Origin of the sequence: Acidovorax sp. LjRoot118, assembly GCF_964253575.1 — a bacterium.
GTDB lineage: Bacteria > Pseudomonadota > Gammaproteobacteria > Burkholderiales > Burkholderiaceae_C > Acidovorax.
Map to the genome: position 1 here is coordinate 1,804,775 of NZ_CAXURB020000001.1, position 22,593 is coordinate 1,827,367.

Sequence of the window (22,593 nt, forward strand, 5' to 3'; positions counted from 1 at the left end):
ATCATCAGAAGCGCGTCTTCAGCGTCATCTGCACGGAGCGTGGCACGCCCGGCGTGTAGAAGCCGCGGTACAGGCCGTCCGCATAGGTGCGGTCAAACACGTTGTTTACGTTCAGCTTCAGCGAGGTCTTGTCGTCGAAGGCGTATTCGACCATGGCATCCATTACCGCAAAGCCGCTGGCGTACACCGCGCGCGAGCCTTCGGGGTTCTGCTTGCCGCGGTAGGTCAGGCCTGCACCCAGGCGCAGCTTGGCGGTGAGGGCATAGGTCGTCCACACGCTGCCGCTGTGCTTGGGCGTGAGGCCGGGGCGGTCGCCCTGTACCTGCGCGCCGCCACCATTGGCTGCCAGCGCCACGTTGCTTTGGTCGATCTTGGCCGAAGGAATCCAGGTGTGGTTGGCGAACAGCTCCCACTGGGGTGTCAGGCGGCCCGCCAGATTGAACTCCATGCCGGTAGCGTGGCGCTTGCCGGACAGCAGCTCCTGCTGGGCTGCGGTATCGGAGTCGGTGTTGCGCTCGTTGTACTTCTGGCTATAGAAGGCGGCGACACCCAGCAGCGCGCGGCGCTCGAACAGTTCGAACTTGCTGCCGATCTCGAAGTTGCGGCTCTTCTCAGGCGGGGTGTTGGCCGTGCGGGCGGTGCCGTTGCCGGGGTTGCCGAACTGGTAGGTGTCGCCCGAGGTGTTGTACGACGTGCCGAACGATGCGTAGTACGAAGCCAGCTCGTTGGGCTGGAACACCAGGCCTAAGCGGGGGCTGAACAGGCTGTCGGAGCGGGAGTTGCTCAGGGCCCCGGTCGCGTTGTTGTAAGACGCCTTGAAGTCGTCATAGCGCAGGCCGGCCACCAGCTTCAGCGTGTCGTTGAGCGAAACCGTGTCCTGGAAGTACAGGCCCAGGTTGCGCGAGGCGAAGGTGTTCCACTGCAGCGGTGCGCGGCCATCGGCCACCCAGGCGCCATCGTTGGGTGAACCCACGGTGGTGTTCGGACGTGGCGTGGTGTTGGCGTAGTTCTGATTGCGCTTGGCATCGTCGTCGTAGTAGTCCACGCCCGCCAGTACCGCGTGCTTGCGGCCACCCCAGTTGAAGGTGTTGTTGTAGTCGCTTTGCACCTGCAGCACTTCGCTTTCGCCCAGGCGGCCCTTGGAGCCACGGGTCAGCACGGTGTCGCCGTTGATCTGGTCCAGCGTGAGGGCGCCGTTCTGGAAACCGATGGTGCTGGCCAGCAGGTCGCGCTCGTACTTGCCGTAGCGCAGGCGCGTGGTCAGCTCGCCGTTGTCGTCAAAACGGTGGATGTGTCCCAGCGTGACGTACTGCGAAGAAGTGTTGTTGTGGTCGCTGGCCAGGCCGTAGTAGTTGCGCGCCTCCAGGGGCGTGTTGATCTTGCCGTCGACCAGGCGCCAGGGGTGGTTGTACAGCGGGCGGCCTTTGGATTCGAAATAGTACAGCCCGATCGAGAACTCGTCGCGTGTACCGATACCCCAGGCGAAAGTGGGCGCAATGCCACGTTTGTCCTGCTTGGCGCCGTAGTTGTCGTACTCCTGCACCATGGCGTTCAGGCGGAAGGCCGCGTTCTCGCCGGTCTTGAAGTTGAAGTCGCCCGTGGCGCGGTGGTATTGGCCGGTGCCGAAGGTATAGGCAGCCTCGTGCTGGTCGATCAGCAGCGGGTACTTGTTCACCTGGTTGACCACGCCGCCGGTCGATCCCTTGCCGAACAGCATCGAGGCAGAGCCCTTGAGCACTTCGATGCGATCGTTGTTGAACGTGTCGCGCTCGATCAGCGGTGCGTCCTTCATGCCGTCCACATAAATGTCGCCGGCCTGTCCCAGGGAGAAGCCGCGCAGGCGCACGTCTTCCTCGCCTGTTTCGCCGGACAGGAAGGTCACGCCTGCGGTGGTGCGCAGCACCTCGCGGAAGTCGTCCTGGTTGCGGTCGTTCATGAGCTTTTCGGTGAACACCGTCACGGACTGGGGAATGTCCTTGATGTCCTGGTTGCCTTTGCCGACCGTGGTCTTCTTGAGCAGCAGGGTGTCCTTGCCTTGCACTTCGGCAGCTTCCTTGACCGTCACCGTGCCCAGGGTGGGCGCGGCGGTCTGCGCCCAGCTGCTCACCGATGCGGCCAGCATGAGGGCGCCCAGGGGCAGAAGGCCCTTGTCGGACGTGAAGGAGGTGGTGGCTGCAGCGGTGTGTGCAGCGGCGGCGGCGCGCGCAGCAGGCTGCGCTGCACGGCGGATGTTTTTCTTGGCCAAGGTGGCTTCTCCAACGGAACAAAAGGGTCGCTGCGGGGCCCGCGGCGGGGGTGTTCAGAAGCAGTGGCTGGCAGGCGGCGTGCAGGGCAGGAGTTCTGCAAAGGGTGCAGTGGCTGGCAACGGCAGATCGCGTGCGTGGCTGTGCTTCATGGCGTCGGAATATTAATCTTATTGCGTATTATTCATATTCACAGTGTTGCTTTTTTGCAACGATCCTGAATGGCTTTCGCGAAAATGACGCAAAAAAGCCGGCGCGAGGCCGGCTTTTCAGAGAGTGCGGGGTGCGCTCTGTGCGCTTGCGTGCTTACTTGACGTGCTTGCCGATCAGGCCAGCCAGTTCAAACATCGACACCTGGGGCTTGCCGAAGAGCTCCTTGAGCTTGGCGTCTGCATTGATGTTGCGCTTGTTCGCAGCATCTTGCAGGTTGTTGGCCTTGATGTAGACCCACAGCTTGCTGATGATCTCCGTGCGTGGCAGCGGTGCCGAGCCGACCACAGCCGCGAGAGCGGGGCTGGGGGTGAGGGCCTTCATGAACGCAGCGTTGGGCGTGCGCTTCTTGGCAGGAGCCGCCGCCTTGGTGGCGGGCGTCTTGGCTGCGGGTGCTGTTTTTGCCGGAGCCTTTTTTGCAGTTGCCATGTTGGATTTTCCTTGTTGGAAGTAGATTGTCTGACCAGTGAAAGCCTAGCCTCTCTGCTGGCAGGCCGATGCTACTGGGAAAAAAACGCGTTTCCAAGGGAGAAAACGCTTTTTTTGCCTCGATTTGTTGCTTGGGTGCCCCAGGAAAGGTAAAGCTCACCGTTTTGGTGCTTTCCCCAGGAGGAAAGTGGGTCCTGGCGATTTATGCGGGTGCGGGCGCCACCCGACCACCGTGCATGACAATGAAAGGCGCTGAGTGTCCGCGCAGCACCCTCTTTTCTTCTGGTCTTTTTTGCACGAAAGGTCTTTGCAACATGACAGCCCCCTCCTCTGCAGCCTTCAGCACCTGTGATTTCTGCGACGCGCACAAGGGCGACGACAGCGGTGCCTTTCGCGTGCTGCCCCCGGTGTTCCAGGACCTGGGCGGTGTGGCCGCCTTCAGCGGGCCGGTGAGCACCGTCAAATGCTTCGAAGACAACACCCTGGTCAAGGCCGCCGTCGATTCGCCCGGCAACGGCCGCGTGCTGGTGGTGGATGGCGGCGGCTCGCTGCGCCGGGCGCTGGTCGGCGGCAACTTGGCCGCTGCGGCCGCGCGCAATGGTTGGGCGGGCGTGGTGGTGGACGGCTGCGTGCGCGACATCGCCGAGCTGCGTGCGGCGGCCGTCGGCATCCGTGCCCTGGCCCTGATGCCCCTGCCCACCGAGAAGCGCAACGAGGGCCAGCGCGACGTGGCCGTGCAGATCCAGGGCGTCTGGGTGCGCCCGGGGGACTGGCTCTACGCCGATGCCGATGGCATCGTGGTCAGCGCGGCGCCTCTGTCAGCCTGACTTTTTTCCCACGCGCCAGGCCAGGCGCGAGGGCAGGGTGGCCAGCAGCACGCTGGCCAGCGCGATGGCAAAGGCCAGCAACTGCAGGCCGCTGAGCGATTCGCCAAGCACCAGCACGCCCACCAGGGCCGCGCTCACCGGCAGCAGCACGGTGAACACACCGCCCTGTGCGGCGGGCACCACGCGCAGGCCCGTCATCCACAGCCACACCGTCCAGATGCTGGCAGCCAGGGCGTAGAACACCAGCAGCACCCAGGTGCCCCAGCCCACGGCGGCAAAGTCGAAGTGCCACGCCGCGTACAGGCCCAGGGGCATGGACAGCGTGAAGCCCCACAGGTTGATAATGGAGGTGATGCGCTTGGGCCCCAGCGCGCCCGTGAGCTTCTTGCCGATCACGGAGTACGCCGCTTCGCACACCACGGCGCCCAGCAGCAGCAACTGGCCCAGCCAGGCCAGGTCGGCCTTGCCTGCAGGCGCATCGGCACCTGCCGGGCCTGCATGGCCGGCGCTGGGACTTGCCAAGGAAAACAGGGCAATGCCCACCACGGCGCAACCCACGGCCACCCAGGTTCTCGGCGCCACCTTCTCGCGCAAAAAGGCCCAGCTCATCACCGCCACCGCCGCCGGCATGCTGGCCATGGTGACGCCGGCCGATACCGCATTCGTCAGGCTCACGCCGTAGATCATGCAGGCGGTGAAGAGGAAGTTGCCCAGGAAGGATTCGAGGAACAGCAGGCGCCTGGTCTGCGCCGTCATCGGTGGCTCGTCGGCCGGCTTCTTGAGCCAGTGCAGCATGGCCAGGCCGCCGATGCCAAAGCGCATCCACGCGAGCAGGAACACCGGCAGCACAGCCGCCAGCGGCTTGGACAGGGCGACATAGCTGCCCACCAGCGACATGCTGAGGGCCAGGCAAAGGTAGGCAACGGTGCGGCTGGGGGCGGTCATGGGGCAGAGGGAGGCTTGCGCACCCGCGTTCCGATACGGTGCACCGGGGTCGCGAGCGGGATGGAGGTGTCGGCAGAGCGACCCCGCGATGATTGCACAGGCGCTAAGCTCCTTTGGGTTCACGGCGCAGATCTGGCGCCGCTCTTTTTTCAAACCCTTGTTCCGAGGAATACCCCATGCGCAGTGTCGTTTTCGAATCCTTTGGCGAGCCTTCCGAAGTGCTGGTTCTGGCCGACCGCCCAGAGCCCGAGCCCGCAGCCGGCCAGGTGCGTGTGCGCATGGCGATGTCGCCGATCCACAACCATGACCTGGCCATCATCCGCGGCAAATATGGCTACAAGCCGCCGCTGCCGGCGGTGCCGGGCACGGAGGCGGTGGGCGTGGTCGACGCATTGGGCGACGGCGTCACGCACCTGAAGGTGGGCCAGCGGGTGATGCTGGCCGGCGCCAGCGCCACCTGGGCCGAGTTTTTCCTGGCCCAGGGCGCCAAGCTGATCCCCGTGCCCGATGCGGTGTCCGACGGCCTGGCCTGCCAACTGATCGCCATGCCCCTGTCGGCCGCCATGCTGCTGGAAGACCTGCAACTGCAGCCGGGCCAGTGGATGGTGCAGAACACCGCCAACGGCGCCGTGGGCAAGACCGTGGCCATGCTGGCCCAGGCGCGCGGCGTGAAGGTGGTGAACCTGGTGCGCCGCGACGCGGGCGTGGCCGAACTCGATGCCCTGGGCATTGCCAACGGCGTCTCGACCGAGCAGGCAGGCTGGGAAGAGCGCGTGCAGGCCCTCACCGGCGGTGAGCCCATCGTGCGTGCGGTGGACTCCATCGGCGGCGACGCCGCCAACCAGATCATGAATGTGGTCGCGGCCGGGGCCACGCTGGTGTCGTTTGGCGCCATGTCGGGCCAGCCGCTGGTGCTGAGCGCCAACAACCTGATCTTCAAGCAGGCCACGGTCAAGGGCTTCTGGGGCGCCAAGCGCTCCGAGGCCACGCCACCGGCTGAGATGGCGCGGCTGATCGGCGAGCTGATCCGCCTGGCCGCCAGCGGCGAACTGCGCCTGCCCGTGGAGGCCTCTTTCGACATCGCGGATGCGGCCAGGGCGGCTGCCGCCAGTGATGTGCCGGGCCGCGCCGGAAAGATCACGCTCACCGCGTGACGGTTGTCCCAACAAAGGATCTGCACGATGCCTGACGCATCCCCTCTCTCTGGCCCGCTGCGCTGCGTGTTCGTGTACGGCACCCTGCGCAAGGGCGGCTCCAACGACATCACGCGGCTGCGGCCGGCGCCGCGCTTTGTCGGCATGGCGCGCCTTGCGGGCACGCTGTACCACCTGGGCGCCTATCCCGGGCTGCTGCTGGGCGGCGCCGTGGATGTCGTGGGGGAGGTCTACGCCATCGAGCCGGCGCTGGAGCAGCGTCTCGATGGGATCGAGGAAATCCACGGAAGATCTGACGACGAATACTTCAAACGCGAGCTCACGCTGCCGGTGGATGGCCGGCCGGTCGACTGCCTGGTGTACGAGATCAACCCTGGCCGGGTGACCTCTGCCGCACGCATAGAGAGCGGCGACTGGATGCTCGAATTGTCACGCTCTGTAAGGAAATGAGGCTGCGGGCAAGGCGGTGGCTGGGAGAGCTGCCTCCTGCGCCTGAGGGCGTGGACTTCTTGCGTGACTGAATCCATGCAATTTCACATTGCAAAAATTGCTTTTGGCGATATGGAATGCAAGAATGTTGCGGTGCGGCAATTTCTCTCAATACGAGAAAATGGTTTTCACATTGAGGAATTTGAAGCATAAGGTGTTGTTTTAAAAGAGAAAAATTTATCTCTTATATAAGACATAAGAGCTTGTGCAACTCTTATAGAAGACTTAAAGTTCTCTCCATGGGCCGCAGACGCAGCCCGGTGTTTTCAACCAACCTCAGGAGTAGACCCCATGCCCCAATCCTTCAACGAACAACTGAGCCGCGAACAGCAGATTGCCGCCCTGGAAAAAGACTGGGCCACCAACCCCCGCTGGAAGGGCATCAAGCGCGGCTACTCCGCTGCCGACGTGGTGCGCCTGCGCGGCTCGTTCCAGGTCGAATACACGCTGGCCCGCCGTGGTGCCGAGAAGCTGTGGGACCTGGTGAACAACGAACCCTACGTGAACTGCCTGGGCGCGCTGACCGGTGGCCAGGCCATGCAGCAGGTGAAGGCCGGCATCAAGGCCATCTACCTGTCGGGCTGGCAAGTCGCTGCCGACAACAACGAATACTCGGCCATGTACCCCGACCAGTCGCTGTACCCCGTCGACTCGGTGCCAAAGGTCGTGGAGCGCATCAACAACTCTTTCACCCGTGCGGACGAGATCCAGTGGTCCAAGGGCATCAACCCCGGTGACAAGGCCTATATCGACTACCACGCACCCATCGTGGCCGATGCCGAAGCCGGTTTCGGCGGCGTGCTCAACGCCTACGAATTGATGAAGGCCATGATCCGTGCCGGCGCCGGTGGCGTGCACTTCGAAGACCAGCTGGCTTCCGTGAAGAAGTGCGGCCACATGGGCGGCAAGGTGCTGGTGCCCACTGTGGAAGCCTGCCAGAAGCTGATCGCTGCCCGCATGGCTGCCGACGTGTACGGCGTGCCCACCCTGGTGATCGCCCGTACCGATGCCGAAGCCGCTGACCTCTTGACCAGCGACTACGACGAGAACGACAAGCCCTTCCTGACCGGTGAGCGCACCGCCGAAGGCTTCTACAAGACCAAGAAGGGCATGGACCAGGCCATCTCGCGCGCTGTGGCCTATGCCGAGTACGCCGACCTGGTGTGGTGCGAAACCGGCACGCCGGACCTGGAGTTCGCCAAGAAGTTCGCCGACGCCGTGCACGCCAAGCACCCCGGCAAGATGCTGGCCTACAACTGCTCGCCTTCGTTCAACTGGAAGAAGAACCTGGACGATGCCACCATCGCCAAGTTCCAGCGCGAGCTGGGCGCCATGGGCTACAAGTACCAGTTCATCACGCTGGCTGGCATCCACTCCATGTGGTACAACATGTTCGATCTGGCCCAGGACTACGTGGCCCGCGGCATGTCGGCCTATGTGGAAAAGGTGCAGGAGCCCGAGTTCGCAGCCCGCGACCGTGGCTACAGCTTCGTGTCGCACCAGCAGGAAGTGGGCACGGGTTACTTCGACGAAGTGACCACCGTGATCCAGGGCGGCAAGTCCAGCGTGACCGCGCTGACCGGCTCGACCGAGGAAGAGCAGTTCCACTGATCTGAAATCCCTCGGCAAGAGGGGTGAGTAGACTGCAAGAAGCCACCCCGCGGGGTGGCTTCTTGCGTTGGGCTGCCGGTTTTTCCGCGCTGCGCATGTTGTCGGGGCGCGACTGGCGGGGCCGTCGGGTGGCCCGGGCCGTGCGCCCTTTCATGAACATGGTTAAAATGGCGGCATCAACTGTTTGATTTCCCACAAGGGCGAGAAAGGCAATCTGGTTATGACACCGCGAACTACAACGGAGTTCTCCACCGGCCACTAGTGGCTGGCCGTTCGCGCCTGCACGAGATTCACCTCTCCCCAATCAAAAGCGCGGCCGGTTCCGCGCTTTTTTGTTTTTCGATTCCGGCTGGCGTGCGCCGCAGCACCTGCCCCGTGATCGACCCCCCTACCCACATCCACGGACAAGAGACCCCTCATGATTCACATCACGCTCCCCGACGGTTCGCAGCGAGAGTTTCCCGGCCCGGTCACGGTCGCCGAAGTGGCGGCCTCGATCGGCTCCGGCCTGGCCAAGGCGGCCCTGGCCGGCAAGATCGGCGACAAGGTGGTGGACACCAGCTACCAGATCACGGCCGACAGCCCGCTGGCCATCGTCACGGCCAAGGATGCCGATGGCCTGGACGTGATCCGCCACTCCACCGCCCACTTGCTGGCCTATGCCGTCAAGGACCTGTTCCCCGAGGCGCAGGTGACCATCGGCCCGGTGATCGAGAACGGCTTTTTCTACGACTTCGCGTACAAGCGCCCTTTCACGCCCGAAGACCTGGTGGCCATCGAAAAGCGCATGGCCGACCTGGCTGCCAAGGACGAGCCCGTGGTGCGCCGCGTGCTGCCGCGCGACGAGGCCGTGGCCTACTTCAAGGGCCTGGGCGAGAACTACAAGGCCGAGATCATCGCCAGCATCCCGAGCAACGAGGATGTGAGCCTGTACCGTGAAGGCAATTTCGAAGACCTGTGCCGCGGCCCCCACGTGCCCAGCACCGGCAAGCTCAAGTTCTTCAAGCTCATGAAGGTGGCCGGCGCCTACTGGCGCGGCGACCACCGCAACGAGATGCTGCAGCGCATCTACGGCACGGCCTGGTCCACCAAGGACGAACTGCAGCAGTACCTGACCATGTTGGAAGAGGCCGAAAAGCGCGACCACCGCAAGCTCGGCCGCGAGCTCGACCTGTTCCACATGGACGAGCACTCGCCCGGCACCGTGTTCTGGCACCCCAAGGGCTGGGCCCTATGGCAGGAGGTGGAGCAGTACATGCGCCGCGTCTACCGCAACAACGGCTACCAGGAGGTCAAGGGTCCGCAGATCCTGGACAAGCAGTTGTGGGAGAAGACCGGCCACTGGGACAAGTACCACGAGAACATGTTCACGACCGAGTCGGAAAAGCGCGAGTACGCGCTCAAGCCGATGAACTGCCCCGGCCACATCCTTATCTACAAGCAGGGCATCAAGAGCTACCGCGACCTGCCGCTGCGCTACGGCGAGTTCGGTGCCTGCCACCGCAACGAGCCCACCGGCGGCCTGCACGGCATCATGCGCGTGCGCGGCTTCACGCAGGACGACGGCCACATCTTCTGCACCGAAGAGCAGGTGCTGGAGGAGTGCGCCAACTACACGGCGCTGGTGCAGAAGGTCTACAAGGACTTCGGCTTCACGAACATCATCTACAAGGTGGCTACGCGCCCCGAGGCGCGCATCGGCACCGACGAGTCCTGGGACCGTGCCGAAAAGGCGCTGATGGATGGCCTGCGCCATTCGGGCTGCGAGTTCGAGATCGCCGAAGGCGAGGGCGCCTTCTATGGCCCCAAGATCGAGTACACGCTGAAAGACGCGCTGGGCCGCCAGTGGCAATGCGGCACGATGCAGATCGACCCGAACCTGCCCGAGCGCCTGGACGCCGAGTATGTGGCCGAGGACGGCAGCCGCAAGCGCCCCCTGATGCTGCACCGCGCCACCGTGGGCAGCATGGAGCGTTTCATCGGCATGCTGATCGAGCACTATGCCGGCGCCTTCCCCCTGTGGCTGGCCCCGGTGCAGGTTGCGGTGCTCAATATCACCGACGCGCAGGCCGATTACTGTCGCGAAATTGTTGAACGGCTGCAAAAAGCACTGCCGAATCAAGACCTTAGGGTGGCGGTGGATCTGCGCAACGAGAAGATTACGTATAAAATACGCGAGCATTCGTTGCAAAAGCTGCCGTATATCCTCGTCGCGGGCGACAAGGAGAAGGCCGCAGGCGCCGTTGCAGTACGCGGCCGGGGCAATCGTGACCTCGGAGTGATGTCCATCGAAGCGTTCGCTGAGTTGATCGCCAATGACATCGCCACCAAAGCCTGAGTTTGATTCAAAACCTGCTTTGTCGCTTGCCAGCTGTACGGTTGTAGCTACAATTTTGTAGTATTTTGATTGAAGGAAGATAGCCATCGCTACTGAATTTCGTGATCGTCGCCACCGTGAAGAGCGCAAGCACCGCCTGAACCGTGAAATCATGGCCCCGGAAGTCCGTCTCTCCGGGCCGGAAAATGAGCCTTTGGGCGTGGTCAGCCTCATGGAAGCCCTGCGCATGGCAGGTGAGCTGGATGTGGATCTGGTGGAAATCGCTGCCACAGCGAACCCGCCGGTGTGCCGCCTGATGGACTACGGCAAGTTCAAGTACCAGGAGCAAAAGCGCGCTGCCGAGGCGAAGGCCAAGCAGACGGTGATCGAGATCAAGGAAGTCAAATTCCGTCCGGGCACGGACGATGGCGACTACAACATCAAGATGCGCAACATCCGCCGCTTCCTGGCCGAGGGTGACAAGTGCAAGATCACGCTGCGTTTTCGCGGCCGTGAAATCACCCACCAGGAACTGGGCCTGGCGCTGCTCAACCGCATCCGCGACGAGCTGGCCGACACCATTCTGATCGAGCAGTTTCCCAAGCTGGAAGGCCGCCAGATGATCATGATGATTGCGCCGGGCAAGAAGAAGCCCGCCGCTGCCAAGCAGGCCAGTGCCGAGAGCACGCCTTCCGGCAGCGCAGCCTGACGGCTGGCAGTCCTCAAGAAAGAGACAGAATTTGCCAGGCGGGCCCCGCAAGGGGCTCGCCGGGTGATAGGCAGCGGTCACACGCTGCCGCACAGCCGGTGCAAACCGGCTGAAAAAGTGGCTCGGGGCCAACAAGTTTGCAGATCCCTTTGCAAACGCCTCACGAGCACAACGAAAAGGAGCATTCACATGCCCAAAATGAAGACCAAGAGCAGCGCGAAAAAACGTTTCCGCGTTCGTCCCGGTGGCACCGTCAAGCGCGGTCAAGCCTTCAAGCGTCACATCTTGACGAAGAAGACCACCAAGAACAAGCGCCAACTGCGCGGTTCGGTTGCTGTGCATGAGACCAATATGGGCTCTATTGCACAAATGCTGCCCGGTGCTGGCCTTTAATAACGACGAACAAGGAGTACTCACATGCCTCGCGTCAAACGTGGTGTAACGGCCCGTGCCCGTCACAAGAAAGTTCTCGCCCTTGCAAAGGGCTTCCGTGGTCGCCGCGGTAACGTCTACCGTATCGCCAAACAGGCGGTAATGAAGGCTGGGCAATATGCCTACCGCGACCGCCGCACCAAGAAGCGCGTGTTCCGCCAGTTGTGGATCGCCCGTATCAACGCCGCTTCGCGCGAATTGGGGCTGACCTACAGCCAGTTCGCCAACGGCCTGAAGAAGGCATCCATCGAGATCGACCGCAAGATGCTGGCCGACCTCGCAGTGCACGACAAGGCTGCCTTTGGCAGCATCGTGGAGCAAGTCAAGGCCAAGCTGGCTGCTTGAGTTCACGACAGGCGGCCGTCTCTTACCGGACGGCTGTTTGCGCAATAACAGCAAGGGCTAGGGCTTGTGAAGGCACTAGCCCTTGTTCATTTTCAAGAGTCGATATGAACGAGTTGGATTCCCTGGTCGAGAGCGCGACGCAACTGTTTGCCCAAAGCGCCACCCCTGCTGATCTGGAAAACGCCAAGGCGCAGTTTCTGGGCAAGGCCGGTCGCGTGACCGAGCTCATGAAGGGCATGGCGCAGCTGTCGGTGGACGAGAAGAAGTCCCGCGGCGCGGCCATCAACGTCGCCAAGCAGGCCATCGAGGCCGCACTCACTGCCCGCCGCCAGGCACTGGCCGATGCGGAGCTGCAGGTCCAGCTCAAGGCTGAGGCCCTGGATGTGAGCCTGCCAGGGCGCCAGCGCGGTCAGGGCGGCCTGCACCCGGTGTCGCTCACGCTCGAGCGCATCGAGGGTATCTTCGGCTCCATGGGCTTCGACGTGGCCCAGGGCCCCGAGATCGAGACCGACTGGTTCAACTTCACCGCACTGAACACGCCGGAAGACCATCCCGCGCGTTCCATGCACGACACCTTCTATGTGGAAGGCGGCACCCCCGAGGCGCCCAACCTGCTGCGCACGCACACCAGCCCGATGCAGATCCGCCACGCGGTGCAGCACGTCAAGAAGCACCGCGCCGCGCTGGATGCCGGCCAGCCCATGCCCGAGATCCGCGTCATCGCGCCGGGCCGCACCTACCGCGTGGACAGCGATGCCACCCACTCGCCCATGTTCCACCAGTGCGAAGGCCTGTGGATCGGCGAGAACGTGAGCTTCAAGGACCTGAAGGTGATCTTCACCGCCTTTTGCCGCACGTTCTTCGAAAGCGACGACCTGGTGCTGCGCTTTCGTCCGAGCTTCTTCCCCTTCACGGAGCCCAGCGCCGAGATCGACATCCAGTTCCAGACCGGCCCGCTGGCCGGCCGCTGGCTGGAAGTGGCCGGCTCGGGCCAGGTGCACCCGAACGTGGTGCGCAACATGGGCCTGGACCCCGAAAAGTACATCGGCTTTGCCTTCGGCATGGGCCCCGACCGCCTGACCATGCTGCGCTATGGCGTGAACGACCTGCGCCTGTTCTTTGACGGCGACATCCGCTTCTTGTCGCAGTTCCAGTAAGCAAAGGCCGGCCCTGCCTGCAAGGCCGGGCCACCCAGCCGTTTTCGCCCTGGCGCGCGCTTCGAGATCCTGGCCGCGCAAGGCACTTTCCGTACAAGAGTTCGACTATGCAATTCCCTGAATCCTGGTTGCGTGAGTTCTGCAACCCACCCCTTTCGACTGCCGAGCTGGCCGAGACGCTGACCATGGCTGGCCTGGAGGTGGAGGAGCTGCGCCCCGTGGCCCCGCCGTTCGCGAAGATCGTTGTGGGCGAGATCAAGGAGGCCGTGCAGCACCCCGACGCCGACCGCCTGCGCGTGTGCCAGGTGGACGTGGGGCAGGGCGCTCTGCTCAACATCGTCTGCGGTGCTCCCAATGCGCGCGTGGGCATCAAGGTGCCTTGCGCCCTGGTGGGTGCCGAGCTGCCGCCCGGTGACGACGGCAAGCCCTTCCTGATCAAGGTGGGCAAGCTGCGCGGCGTGGAAAGCCAGGGCATGCTGTGCTCGGCGCGCGAACTCAAGCTCTCGGAAGACCATGGCGGACTGCTCGAACTCGATGCCTCCGCGCCCGTGGGCCAGGACATCCGCGAGCACCTGAACCTGGACGACACGCTGTTCACCCTCAAGCTCACGCCCAACCTGGCGCACTGCCTGAGCGTGTATGGCATTGCGCGCGAGGTCTCGGCGCTGACCGGCGTGCCGCTCTCGCAGCCGGCCTTCCCGGCCGTGGCGACCAAGGTGGCTGACATGCTGGCCGTGAAGATCAGCGCCCCCGACCTGTGTGGCCGTTTCAGCGGCCGCGTGGTGCGCAACGTCAACACCCGCGCCACCACGCCGCAGTGGATGCTCGACCGCCTGGCTCGCTGCGGCCAGCGCGGCGTGTCGCCGCTGGTGGACATCTCCAACTACGTGATGTTCGAGCTGGGCCGCCCCTCGCACATCTTCGACCTGGACAAGATCCATGGCGGGCTGGACGTGCGCTGGGGCAAGGCCGGCGAGCAGCTCAAGCTGCTCAACGGCAATACCATCACCGTGGACGAGAAGGTCGGCGTGATCGCCGACGGCCAGCAGGTTGAATCGCTCGCCGGCATCATGGGTGGCGATGCCACCGCCGTGTCGGACGACACCAAGCACATCTACATCGAGGCCGCCTTCTGGTGGCCCAAGGCCGTGGCCGGGCGCTCGCGCCGCTACAACTTCTCGACCGATGCGGGCCACCGCTTCGAGCGCGGTGTGGATCCGGAGCTGACGGTGGAGCACATCGAGCGCATCACGCAACTGGTGATCGACATCTGCGGCACGCCCGAGACGGCCTGCGGCCCGATGGACGACCAGCGCGTGAACCTGCCCGTGCCAGCGCCCGTCACGCTGCGCGTGGCACGCGCGGCCAAGGTCATCGGCATGCCGATCACGCAGGCGCAGTGCGCCGACGTGTTCAAGCGCCTGGGCCTGCCGTTCACGGAAGGCGAGGGCACCCTCACCGTGGCGCCGCCAGCCTACCGCTTCGACGTCACCATCGAGGAAGACCTGATCGAAGAGGTCGCGCGCATGGTGGGCTACAACAACCTGCCCACCACGCCGCCGCTGGCCCCCATCACCCCCAAGCTGCCGGCCGAGGCCACGCGCAGCCCGTTCGCCGTGCGCCGCACGCTGGCCGGCCTGGGCTACCAGGAAACCATCAACTTCAGCTTCGTGGAAGAGCGCTGGGAGCAGGAGCTGGCGGGCAATGCGCAGCCCATCAAGCTGCTCAACCCGATCGCCAGCCAGATGAGCGTGATGCGCTCGACCTTGCTGGGTTCGCTGCTGCAGGTGCTCAAGTTCAACCTGGACCGCCGCGCCGAGCGCGTGCGCGTGTTCGAGCTGGGCCGCGTGTTCCTGCGCGATGCCAGCGTGCGCAACACCGACACCACGGTGGAGGGCTTTCACCAGCCCATGCGCGTGGCCGGCGTGGCCTATGGTGCCAACGACATGCTGCAATGGGGCCGCAAGGATCAGGGCATCGACTTCTTCGACGTGAAGGGCGACGTGGAGGCCTTGCTGGCACCGCTGCAGGCCACGTTCGAGCCGGGCGAGCACCCGGCCATGCACCCCGGCCGCTGTGCCCGCGTGCTGGTGCAAGGCAAGCCCATCGGCTTTGTGGGCGAACTGCATCCCCAGTGGCGCCAGTCATGGGAGCTGCCGCTGGCGCCGGTGATGTTCGAGCTGGAGCTCGATGCCGTGCTGCAGCGCGTGGTGCCGCAGTTCAAGTCGGTCGCCAAGCACCAGGCCGTGGAACGCGATCTGGCCGTGGTCGTGGCCGAGCGCGTGACACATACCGAAGTCGTGGCTGCCGTGCAGGCCGCCGTGCCTGGCGGCATGCTGCGTTCGACCGTGCTGTTCGACGTCTACCGTCCCAAGCCGCTCAAGGCCGGCGAAGAGACGCCGGCCGGCGGCCTGGCCCCGGGCGAGAAGAGCCTGGCCGTGCGCCTGACTCTGGGCAGCGACGAAGCCACCCTGACCGAAGCCGAGATCGAGGCCGCCGTGCAAGCGGCTGTGACGCAGCTCACACAGCGCGTGGGCGCGCGGCTGCGCGGCTGACCATCGCGGCGACAATAGCCCAAGCGACGAACACAACAACATGACGATGCTGACGGGGAGAGATGCCGTGATCGAATTTGCAGTCGAAAGCCTGGAAACCCCTGCGCTCACCAAGGCGCAGCTGGCCGATCTGTTGTTCGACCAGATCGGGTTGAACAAGCGCGAGTCCAAGGACATGATCGACGCGTTCTTCGACCTCGTCTCGCAGAGCCTGGTGGAGGGCAAGGACGTGAAGCTCTCGGGCTTTGGCAACTTCCAGATCCGCACCAAGGCGCCACGCCCGGGGCGCAATCCGCGCACGGGCGAGGCGATTCCGATCCAGGCGCGCCGCGTGGTGACGTTCCACGCCAGCAGCAAGCTCAAGGAGCAGATCCAGGCGGCTGCCGGATTGTGAATTTTTGCCAGTTTGCGCGCTGAATTTCAGGGGTGGGCTGGCAGTTCCCGCCGGCCTGCAGTACCCTTGCAGGCTTTCCTGTTTGAATCCGGAACCCCATGGGCACTGTGCTTCCCGCCATTCCTGCCAAGCGCTACTTCACCATCGGTGAGGTGGCGGAGCTGTGCGGTGTGAAGCCGCATGTGCTGCGCTACTGGGAGCAGGAATTCACGCAGCTGCGCCCCATGAAGCGGCGCGGCAACCGCCGCTACTACCAGCACCACGAGGTGCTCATGATCCGCCGCATCCGCGACCTGCTGTACGACCAGGGCTTCACCATCAGCGGTGCCCGCAACCGCCTGCAGGAACTGGCGCTGCCCGCGCGCAGCGATGCAGGGCAGGGCGATGCAGACGGTAGCGATGTCGAGCTGCCCAGCATGCTGGTGGACGACGCGGGTGACCTTTCCATCGGCTCGTCGGCCTATGCTTTTGACTCGAATGCGGTGCGCCAGGAATTATTTGAGATCAGAGCACTGCTTTCTCCAAACTGACCTGAAATTGTGCATATAATCTAAGTCTTGTCGGCGTGTAGCGCAGCCTGGTAGCGCACTTGCATGGGGTGCAAGGGGTCGCGAGTTCGAATCCCGCCACGCCGACCATTTTCTTCGATGAACAACGGGCTATCGCCACAAGCGGTAGCCCGTTTTTCTTTGTGCGTTGGCACGCCAAAGCCCCCTGTTCCTTGTCTCGATGCGTCGGCTGCCTTGGGTCTGGCCGGCAGGCGGGTCCATATTTGCAGGGCGGGCCCAACGCCCGTTCCATGGCGGGTTCTTGCATTCGTCTGCCGGCATGCCCTGCAGGTCCTGCCTGGGATTCTTCGCCCATGGGTGGATGCCTCTTGCCCGGCGGTTGGGTCTCGCTCCACGCCATTCTTTGCTTGTCTCTTTTTGCATATCTGGTAATGTTTTGAAACAAGATTGCAGGTAGAGTCGACCATTTTCCGGGAGGGATTCGATGGCGAGTTCAAGGGCTTCGTTGGCTGCCGCGCTGGGGGTGGCCATTCTTTTGGTGGGCTGTGCCAACCGCGCCGCGCAGAACCGGGCCATTCCAGAGCCCTTGCGCGCTGCGTTCCCTCCTGCGGTGGCTCCGGTGGAGCGCCGGCCCGATGCGGTGATCATTTCCAGTGTATGGGATGGGCTGGCGCAGGCCGAGCGCGACCGGCTCCGGCTGCAGTATGAAACCCAGGTGCTGCGCGCCGATGCCTACGGTGCCATCGTGGATGTGCAGGGCGTCGATCGATCCACCCCCGGCACCACGGCTGGCGCGCACCTTGGCGGTGCCATCGCGGGCGCGGCTTACCTGGACCGTGGCCTGCGCGGGGGTAACTACTCTGTCGGTGGCGCGCTGGCTGCCACCTTGCTGGGCGCGGCCATTGGTTCGGCCGCAGACCGCAGGCCGCAATCGCGCTTCCAGTTCCGCTACACCGTGCGCCAGGGCGATGGTGAGATGCGCTATGTGGACGAGTACACGGCCACCCCGTTCCGGCATTCGCCGGGCCTGTGTGTGCGGGTGCCCGAGCTCACGCAGGTGGGGCAGCATGTGTGCAGCCAGACGCCGGAGTCGGTGCGCCAGCGTTATCTCGCGGTGGAATGGACCCCGCCCGCTGCTGCAGCCCCCGCCGTGGATGGGGCCGCCACCTCGGCGGCAGATGCCGTGCCCCTGGCCCCTGCCAATGCGGCGCCCGGGCCTGTGAATTCCCCTCCTGCCAAGCCCGTGCTTTGAGCGGCTGCCATCCAGGCGCCCCGACGGCGCGGTGCGTCAGCGCCCCAGCCTGGCCAGCGATTGCTGGATGTTGGCAAAGGCCTGGGTGAGCTTGTGGGTGGCGCGCTGCAACGCCTCGGGCGTGACCTCGCTGGTGCGGCGGCACCGGGGGCAGGTGATGCGCGGGCTGAGCTTGAGCTTGCCCAGCCGCTCCTTGACGGCCTGCTGGCAGTGCGGGCAGGGCAGTTCGATGCTGGCGTCGTCCAGGACAGTCATGGTGGCCCCTCTCGAAAGATGGTGGGTGCGAACTGGTGGAGCTTGCCGGGCCATTGTGACCGGTTTGCCGGTGTGCGCCAAATGCGGATTGTGCGCCGGTGTGAAGCTGGCTGGCTTGGACGGGGCTCTGTCGAAGTGGGCTGGCAGTGTCGCGCGCATGCTGCACCGTGTGGTCAAAGCGCCCTGTTTGAAAGGTCGGTGGTTACAATACGTACTGGCTTTTGGATGGATGTGCGTGGCGCCCATGGTGGTTGCTCCGCAGGTCAAGACAAGGCGCCATGCGGGTTGGTCCGATGCGACGGGGCAGTTCGACTCCGAGGCGGGCCATGGTTTCAGGGGAGCGGGGTGGGGTGATCGCCACGGGTTGGCGATGCTGCTGCGGCCTGGCATTCCTGGAAAACGCCCGTGCTGGCGGCGACCCCATCATTCACAGCGAAAGCCCAGAGCCGTTGGTCCTGGGCTTTTTTTGTGGGCAGGGGTGGCGGGTTTTTCGAGACTGCTGTGTTCCGGCTGGGTGGGTGGGGCGATGGCCCCGGCGAGAACAAACCGACAACAAGTGCTGGATGGGGATTGCATGATCGATGGACTGATTTCGGGCCGTCTCTACGGGGGCCCAGAGCGGCGTCTGGACAAGGTAGGAAAGCCCTACATGGTGGCCAAGGTGCGGGCGCCGAGTGCGGAGGGCGAGATGCTGTTCGTCAACGTCATTGCGTTCGATGACGACGTGTGCATGGCCATGGAGCAATTGCACGATGGCGAGTCCATCTCTGTGGCCGGCTCGGTCACCCCCAAGGTGTGGACCGACAAGCAGGGCAATGTGCGCCCGGCGCTCGACATGGTCGCCCACCGCGTGATGAGCGCGCGCGACGCTTGCCAGACGCAAACGAACTGAACTGCAACTGGCTGGTGGGGTGGGCGTTACCGCCTTGGCCCTGCCGTTCGCTGTGCGCGGCGACCCCTGCTGCCTGTGCTGCGCTCAGGATGCCTTGTTCGGCGCGGTGGTACCTGCCTGCGCATCGCCAAAGCCCATGGCCACCAATTCCTCGGGCGAAAGATGCAGTTCACGCACTTCCGGCTGGCGCGGCTCGATGGAGCGGCGCCGCTCGTGCTTATCCGGTGGGCCGGCTTCAGTCTGGCGGCGGTCCTTGCCGCTGCGGCGGTCGCAGGGGATTTGCTTGTCCATGGTGGGGTCGGTAGTGGTTGGTGTGCATTCGCTGCGCGCCAGGCACTGCGCTTGTGCCTGCCCTCAGGGTGATTTGAGTATGCCCGACCGGCCACCGTTTGCTGGCGTGAAATGGGCGCCTAAGCCGCCCCGCAACGCTTGTTCACGATTGCGGCGGGCATGCCTGGAGATGGGGTGCTGCCACCCTCTGGGCTGGATGTATCAGCCCATCAGCGCGGCCTTGAGCACGTACCCCGCCAATTGCGGATTTTCCTTGAGCCGACGAATGCTGTAGCCATGCCAGTCCTGTCCATAGGGCACGTAGATCCGCACCGGGTAGCCCCTGTCGCGCAGGCGGTCGCGTAGGGGCTCGCACACGCCCAGCAGCATCTGGAATTCCAGCCCTGAAGAAGGGGCGCCATTGCCACGGCGCCTTGCTGCCGCAATGACCTGCTCGATCAGCGCCTCGTCGTGGGTGGCCACTGCGACGAAGGTGCCGGTGTCCAGGCAGCGCTCGACGTGGTGCAGAAAGTGGCTGTTGATGGCTTGCCGGTCGTGGCGGGCGCCCTCTACCAGGTGGGCCTTGTCCTCGACATAGATGCCTTTGCACAGGCGCAGGTTGTTGTGGCGGCCCAGCAGTGGCTCGATGTCCCGGTAGGTGCGCTTGAGGTAGGCCTGCAGGGCCAATCCGGTATTCCCATGGCCATTGGCCCTGAGCCTCTGGAGCAGGTCGATTTCCGCTTGGGTGCACTGCAGGTCTTCCATGTCCATGCGCACGAAATTGCCGTGCCGCCGGGCTGCCGTGGCCAGCGCCGCGATGTGGGTCTCGCACTGCTGCGCATTCAGCAGAAGGCCCAGCGCCGATGGCTTGACGGAGATGTTCGCGCGCAAGCCGTGGTGGTGGATGGCGTCCAGCACGCCCTGGTATTCATCGGCCGTCTGCTGTGCCTGTGCAAGGTCGCGGGTGACCTCGCCGAGCACGTCGATGGTGGCTGTGAAGCCTTGTGCATTGAGTGCCTGCACGCGCACGACGGCCTCGGCGATGGATGCGCCGGCAATGTAGCGGCGCGAGATTTTCTGCACGAGAGGACGGGGCACATGGGCAATGGCTCGGGCCACTGCGGTGTTGAAAAAAGAGGCAAGCATGGGCTATCCAGGTGGCGATGACAACGGAACAAGATGCCGCCCGCACACGGGCACGCACCACCGCGCCAGGGCATGGCGCGGTGCGGTGTCAGGGAGTGGCGCGATGCGAAGCGGCCCGCCGGATGGCTGGATCCGGCAGGTGCCTCAGACGCAGCTGCAGCAGTCAGGCGCGCCAGTGGTGGCGTGCGCGACATGCGAGCGCGTTCAGCGTGTCTTCGTCAGGGGAGGCCAGGCGGCTGCGTGCATGGGGGTTGCGGGTGTCAATCGGCAGGGTGGAATGCGACTGCTGTGGCGCAGTGTAGCCTTCGTGCGCAGATCCTGCGTGGGAGCCGGGAAATTGCCGCGCCTTCAGGCCTCTGCAGGCGTGGCGGTGGCCGGGTCGTTCCGGGCGCGCCATCAAAATCTGCGCCTCAGTCCCCATGCAAAAAGCCCCTGACTCTTGCGAATCAGGGGCTTTTCATTTGGTGCCGGAGAGATGAATCGAACACCCGACCTTCTCATTACGAATGAGCTGCTCTACCGACTGAGCTACACCGGCGTAAGCCTCAGATTATAGCGTGGAATGGTAGCTTGTGACGCGTTCGACCTCATTTTTTGATCCGAGGATCACGCTGACGCGTTCATGCAACTGTGTGGGCTCGATGTCCATGATGCGCTCTTTGCCGTTGGTGGCGGCGCCACCGGCCTGCTCGATGAGCCAGGACATGGGGTTGGCCTCGTACATCAGGCGCAGCTTGCCGGGTTTGTTCGGTTCGCGCTTGTCCCAGGGGTACAGGAAGATGCCGCCGCGCGTGAGGATGCGGTGCACGTCGGCCACCATGCTGGCGATCCAGCGCATGTTGAAGTCCTTGCCGCGCGGGCCATCCTTGCCCTGCAGGCACTCGTCGATGTAGCGCTTCACGGGGGCGTCCCAGTGGCGCATGTTGCTCATGTTGATGGCGAATTCCTTGGTGTCGTCGGGAATGCGCACATTCTCTTCGGTGAGGATGAACGAGCCCTGCTCGCGGTCGAGCGTGAACATGGCCACGCCGTCGCCCACGGTGAGCACCAGGGTGGTCTGCGGGCCATAGATGCAGTAGCCGGCCGCCACTTGTGCCGTGCCGGGCTGCAGGAAGTCGCCAGCCTCCACGCCGCGGTCGTCATCGGGCTTCTTGAGCACGCTGAAGATGGTGCCGATGCTGACGTTCACATCGATGTTGCTCGACCCGTCGAGGGGGTCGAACAGCAGCAGGTATTCGCCCTGCGGGTAGCGGTTGGGCACCAGGTAGATGCCGTCCATTTCTTCCGAAGCCATGGCCGCCAGGTGGCCACCCCATTCGTTGGCTTCGATCAGCACTTCGTTGGCGATGATGTCCAGCTTCTTCTGGATCTCGCCCTGCACGTTCTCGCTGGAGGCCGTGCCCAGCACGCCGCCGAGCGCGCCCTTGTTGACGGCTTGGCTGATGCTCTTGCACGAGCGGGCCACCACTTCGAGCAGCAGGCGCAGCTGCGAGGGGATGAGCCCGTCGATGCGTTGCTGCTCGACCAGGTAGCGGGTGAGGGAGATGCGGGAGCTCATCGGTGGTGTGTCCTTGGGCTTTGGGTTTTTGTGAAATCAGGGTTTCGACTGCTCGCGCTCGGCCAGTTCTGCCAGCGTGGCCTCTGCTTCTTCGAGCAGGTCTTCATCGCCGCTGGCGTGGGCAATGGCCACGCGCTGCTCAAGCAGGCTGTGCGCCAGTGCGCTGTCGCCGGATTCGTGCGCCAGCACACCCTGCTGAAAAAGCGTGTCCAGCACGATGCCGTCGTCGTTGAGGGCCTGGCCCAGCGCCAGGCGCTGTTGCAGGTAGCGCCGCGCCTGGGCCGCGTCGCCCATTTCGTAGGCGTTTTGCGCCAGGTTGTTGATCAGGCCCGACAAGCGCACGTCCGTGTCGGAGCCGAAGGCGCTCTGCGCATCGGTCAGCAACTGCTGGTTGTGCGCCAGCGCCTCGTCAAAGCGCCCGGCCTCGTGCAGGGCATAGCCGATCTCTTCGCGAATGCCCAGCTTCTGCTCGGCACCCAGCGTGGCGCCGGCATGGTCGGCCCAGTGGGCCGACTGGCGCAGGTGCTCGATGGCAGTGTCGTACTCTTCGGACTGCAGGGCCGACTCGCCGATGGCGTAGTGCTGCTCGTAGCGCTCGGTGGGCGTGAGGTCCGACAGGGCGCTGCGGATGGCCAGGGCGCGCAGCCCCAGGGGCAGTCCCTCGTCGTCCATCTGGCGCTTGGAATAGACGACGAACTGCAGCCAGAGCAGCTGGGCCAGCTCGGAGGACTCTGCGCCCAGGCCTTCCGCCAGTGGGCGCAGGGCGGCCAGGTCGGCCGACATGGCCGAGCCGCTGAACATGGCGCTGGCGTCGTACACGGTGTCGCGCAGCGGGTTGAAGCGCTGCGCGAACTGCTCGGCAGGGGTGGTGGATGCCATGGGTGCCGCTGCCTG

22 protein-coding genes and 2 tRNA genes are annotated in these 22,593 nt (G+C 64.3%); 15 read left to right on the top strand and 9 right to left on the bottom strand.

The window, feature by feature from the left end:
- Positions 1-4 precede the first annotated feature (4 nt).
- Together ACSQ9E_RS08400 and ACSQ9E_RS08405 are read right to left on the bottom strand one after the other, a co-directional pair.
- Positions 5-2,245 carry a TonB-dependent receptor gene (locus ACSQ9E_RS08400; protein ID WP_436217434.1) on the bottom strand — a complete coding sequence of 747 codons (2,241 nt, stop codon included), beginning with the start codon at positions 2,243-2,245 and terminating at the stop codon, positions 5-7.
- A gap of 304 nt (positions 2,246-2,549) precedes the next feature.
- Positions 2,550-2,882 (bottom strand): SWIB/MDM2 domain-containing protein, encoded by a 333-nt coding sequence (locus tag ACSQ9E_RS08405; protein ID WP_007856154.1) that lies wholly within the window; start codon positions 2,880-2,882, stop codon positions 2,550-2,552.
- Positions 2,883-3,196: 314 nt separating this feature from the next.
- Here ACSQ9E_RS08405 and rraA point away from each other — a divergent pair, with 314 nt between their 5' ends.
- Positions 3,197-3,709 carry a ribonuclease E activity regulator RraA gene (gene rraA, locus ACSQ9E_RS08410; protein WP_057203646.1) on the top strand — a complete coding sequence of 171 codons (513 nt, stop codon included), beginning with the start codon at positions 3,197-3,199 and terminating at the stop codon, positions 3,707-3,709.
- Here rraA and ACSQ9E_RS08415 read toward each other — a convergent pair.
- A complete protein-coding gene (locus ACSQ9E_RS08415; RefSeq protein WP_057203645.1) occupies positions 3,701-4,654 on the bottom strand; it encodes a DMT family transporter in 954 nt (317 codons plus the stop codon). The genes rraA and ACSQ9E_RS08415 overlap by 9 nt on opposite strands.
- Before the next feature lie 176 nt (positions 4,655-4,830).
- Between ACSQ9E_RS08415 and ACSQ9E_RS08420 the strand changes: the two genes are divergently transcribed.
- The 13 genes from ACSQ9E_RS08420 (at position 4,831) to ACSQ9E_RS08480 (ending at position 17,578) form a co-directional block, all read left to right on the top strand.
- Positions 4,831-5,808 carry a zinc-binding dehydrogenase gene (locus ACSQ9E_RS08420; protein WP_436217435.1) on the top strand — a complete coding sequence of 326 codons (978 nt, stop codon included), beginning with the start codon at positions 4,831-4,833 and terminating at the stop codon, positions 5,806-5,808.
- Between the two features lie 27 nt (positions 5,809-5,835).
- A complete protein-coding gene (locus tag ACSQ9E_RS08425) occupies positions 5,836-6,258 on the top strand; it encodes a gamma-glutamylcyclotransferase family protein (RefSeq protein WP_436217436.1) in 423 nt (140 codons plus the stop codon).
- A 330-nt stretch (positions 6,259-6,588) separates the two neighbouring features.
- Complete coding sequence (aceA, locus tag ACSQ9E_RS08430) at positions 6,589-7,908, top strand: isocitrate lyase (protein WP_057203642.1); 1,320 nt, start codon at positions 6,589-6,591, stop codon at positions 7,906-7,908.
- 418 nt (positions 7,909-8,326) lie between these two features.
- On the top strand, positions 8,327-10,246 hold the full coding sequence (gene thrS / locus ACSQ9E_RS08435; RefSeq protein WP_436217437.1) for a threonine--tRNA ligase: 1,920 nt from the start codon (positions 8,327-8,329) through the stop codon (positions 10,244-10,246).
- A 151-nt stretch (positions 10,247-10,397) separates the two neighbouring features.
- Complete coding sequence (infC, locus tag ACSQ9E_RS08440; protein WP_057203640.1) at positions 10,398-10,934, top strand: translation initiation factor IF-3; 537 nt, start codon at positions 10,398-10,400, stop codon at positions 10,932-10,934.
- A gap of 189 nt (positions 10,935-11,123) precedes the next feature.
- Complete coding sequence (gene rpmI, locus ACSQ9E_RS08445) at positions 11,124-11,327, top strand: 50S ribosomal protein L35 (RefSeq protein WP_082604278.1); 204 nt, start codon at positions 11,124-11,126, stop codon at positions 11,325-11,327.
- A gap of 24 nt (positions 11,328-11,351) precedes the next feature.
- The gene (rplT, locus tag ACSQ9E_RS08450; RefSeq protein ID WP_057203639.1) at positions 11,352-11,711 is read left to right on the top strand and encodes a 50S ribosomal protein L20; all 360 of its coding nucleotides are present in this window, start codon (positions 11,352-11,354) and stop codon (positions 11,709-11,711) included.
- A gap of 104 nt (positions 11,712-11,815) precedes the next feature.
- Positions 11,816-12,868: a phenylalanine--tRNA ligase subunit alpha gene (gene pheS / locus ACSQ9E_RS08455; RefSeq protein WP_436178869.1), complete on the top strand. Its 1,053-nt coding sequence runs from the start codon at positions 11,816-11,818 to the stop codon at positions 12,866-12,868.
- Positions 12,869-12,975: 107 nt separating this feature from the next.
- Positions 12,976-15,423 carry a phenylalanine--tRNA ligase subunit beta gene (gene pheT / locus ACSQ9E_RS08460; RefSeq protein ID WP_436217438.1) on the top strand — a complete coding sequence of 816 codons (2,448 nt, stop codon included), beginning with the start codon at positions 12,976-12,978 and terminating at the stop codon, positions 15,421-15,423.
- A gap of 40 nt (positions 15,424-15,463) precedes the next feature.
- A complete protein-coding gene (locus tag ACSQ9E_RS08465) occupies positions 15,464-15,817 on the top strand; it encodes an integration host factor subunit alpha (RefSeq protein WP_057203636.1) in 354 nt (117 codons plus the stop codon).
- 98 nt (positions 15,818-15,915) lie between these two features.
- The gene (locus ACSQ9E_RS08470) at positions 15,916-16,347 is read left to right on the top strand and encodes a MerR family transcriptional regulator (RefSeq protein ID WP_057203635.1); all 432 of its coding nucleotides are present in this window, start codon (positions 15,916-15,918) and stop codon (positions 16,345-16,347) included.
- Between the two features lie 31 nt (positions 16,348-16,378).
- Positions 16,379-16,455, top strand: a tRNA-Pro gene (locus ACSQ9E_RS08475).
- Between the two features lie 355 nt (positions 16,456-16,810).
- Positions 16,811-17,578 (top strand): hypothetical protein, encoded by a 768-nt coding sequence (locus ACSQ9E_RS08480; protein ID WP_436178866.1) that lies wholly within the window; start codon positions 16,811-16,813, stop codon positions 17,576-17,578.
- A gap of 36 nt (positions 17,579-17,614) precedes the next feature.
- Here the strand turns inward: ACSQ9E_RS08480 and ACSQ9E_RS08485 are convergent, their stop codons facing one another.
- The gene (locus ACSQ9E_RS08485) at positions 17,615-17,833 is read right to left on the bottom strand and encodes a hypothetical protein (RefSeq protein ID WP_057265843.1); all 219 of its coding nucleotides are present in this window, start codon (positions 17,831-17,833) and stop codon (positions 17,615-17,617) included.
- A gap of 574 nt (positions 17,834-18,407) precedes the next feature.
- Here ACSQ9E_RS08485 and ACSQ9E_RS08490 point away from each other — a divergent pair.
- Positions 18,408-18,725, top strand: a complete 318-nt coding sequence (locus ACSQ9E_RS08490; protein ID WP_057203633.1) for a single-stranded DNA-binding protein — start codon at positions 18,408-18,410, stop codon at positions 18,723-18,725.
- Positions 18,726-18,809: 84 nt separating this feature from the next.
- Here the strand turns inward: ACSQ9E_RS08490 and ACSQ9E_RS08495 are convergent, their stop codons facing one another.
- From ACSQ9E_RS08495 to ACSQ9E_RS08515, 5 genes are all read right to left on the bottom strand, one after another.
- Complete coding sequence (locus tag ACSQ9E_RS08495; RefSeq protein WP_057265841.1) at positions 18,810-19,016, bottom strand: hypothetical protein; 207 nt, start codon at positions 19,014-19,016, stop codon at positions 18,810-18,812.
- Between the two features lie 201 nt (positions 19,017-19,217).
- Positions 19,218-20,141: a proline dehydrogenase family protein gene (locus ACSQ9E_RS08500; RefSeq protein WP_436217439.1), complete on the bottom strand. Its 924-nt coding sequence runs from the start codon at positions 20,139-20,141 to the stop codon at positions 19,218-19,220.
- 462 nt (positions 20,142-20,603) lie between these two features.
- A tRNA-Thr gene (locus tag ACSQ9E_RS08505) sits at positions 20,604-20,679 on the bottom strand.
- Positions 20,680-20,691: 12 nt separating this feature from the next.
- Complete coding sequence (locus ACSQ9E_RS08510; protein ID WP_436217440.1) at positions 20,692-21,699, bottom strand: class 1 fructose-bisphosphatase; 1,008 nt, start codon at positions 21,697-21,699, stop codon at positions 20,692-20,694.
- Positions 21,700-21,735: 36 nt separating this feature from the next.
- Positions 21,736-22,578, bottom strand: a complete 843-nt coding sequence (locus ACSQ9E_RS08515; protein ID WP_436217441.1) for a tetratricopeptide repeat protein — start codon at positions 22,576-22,578, stop codon at positions 21,736-21,738.
- Positions 22,579-22,593: the final 15 nt, after the last annotated feature.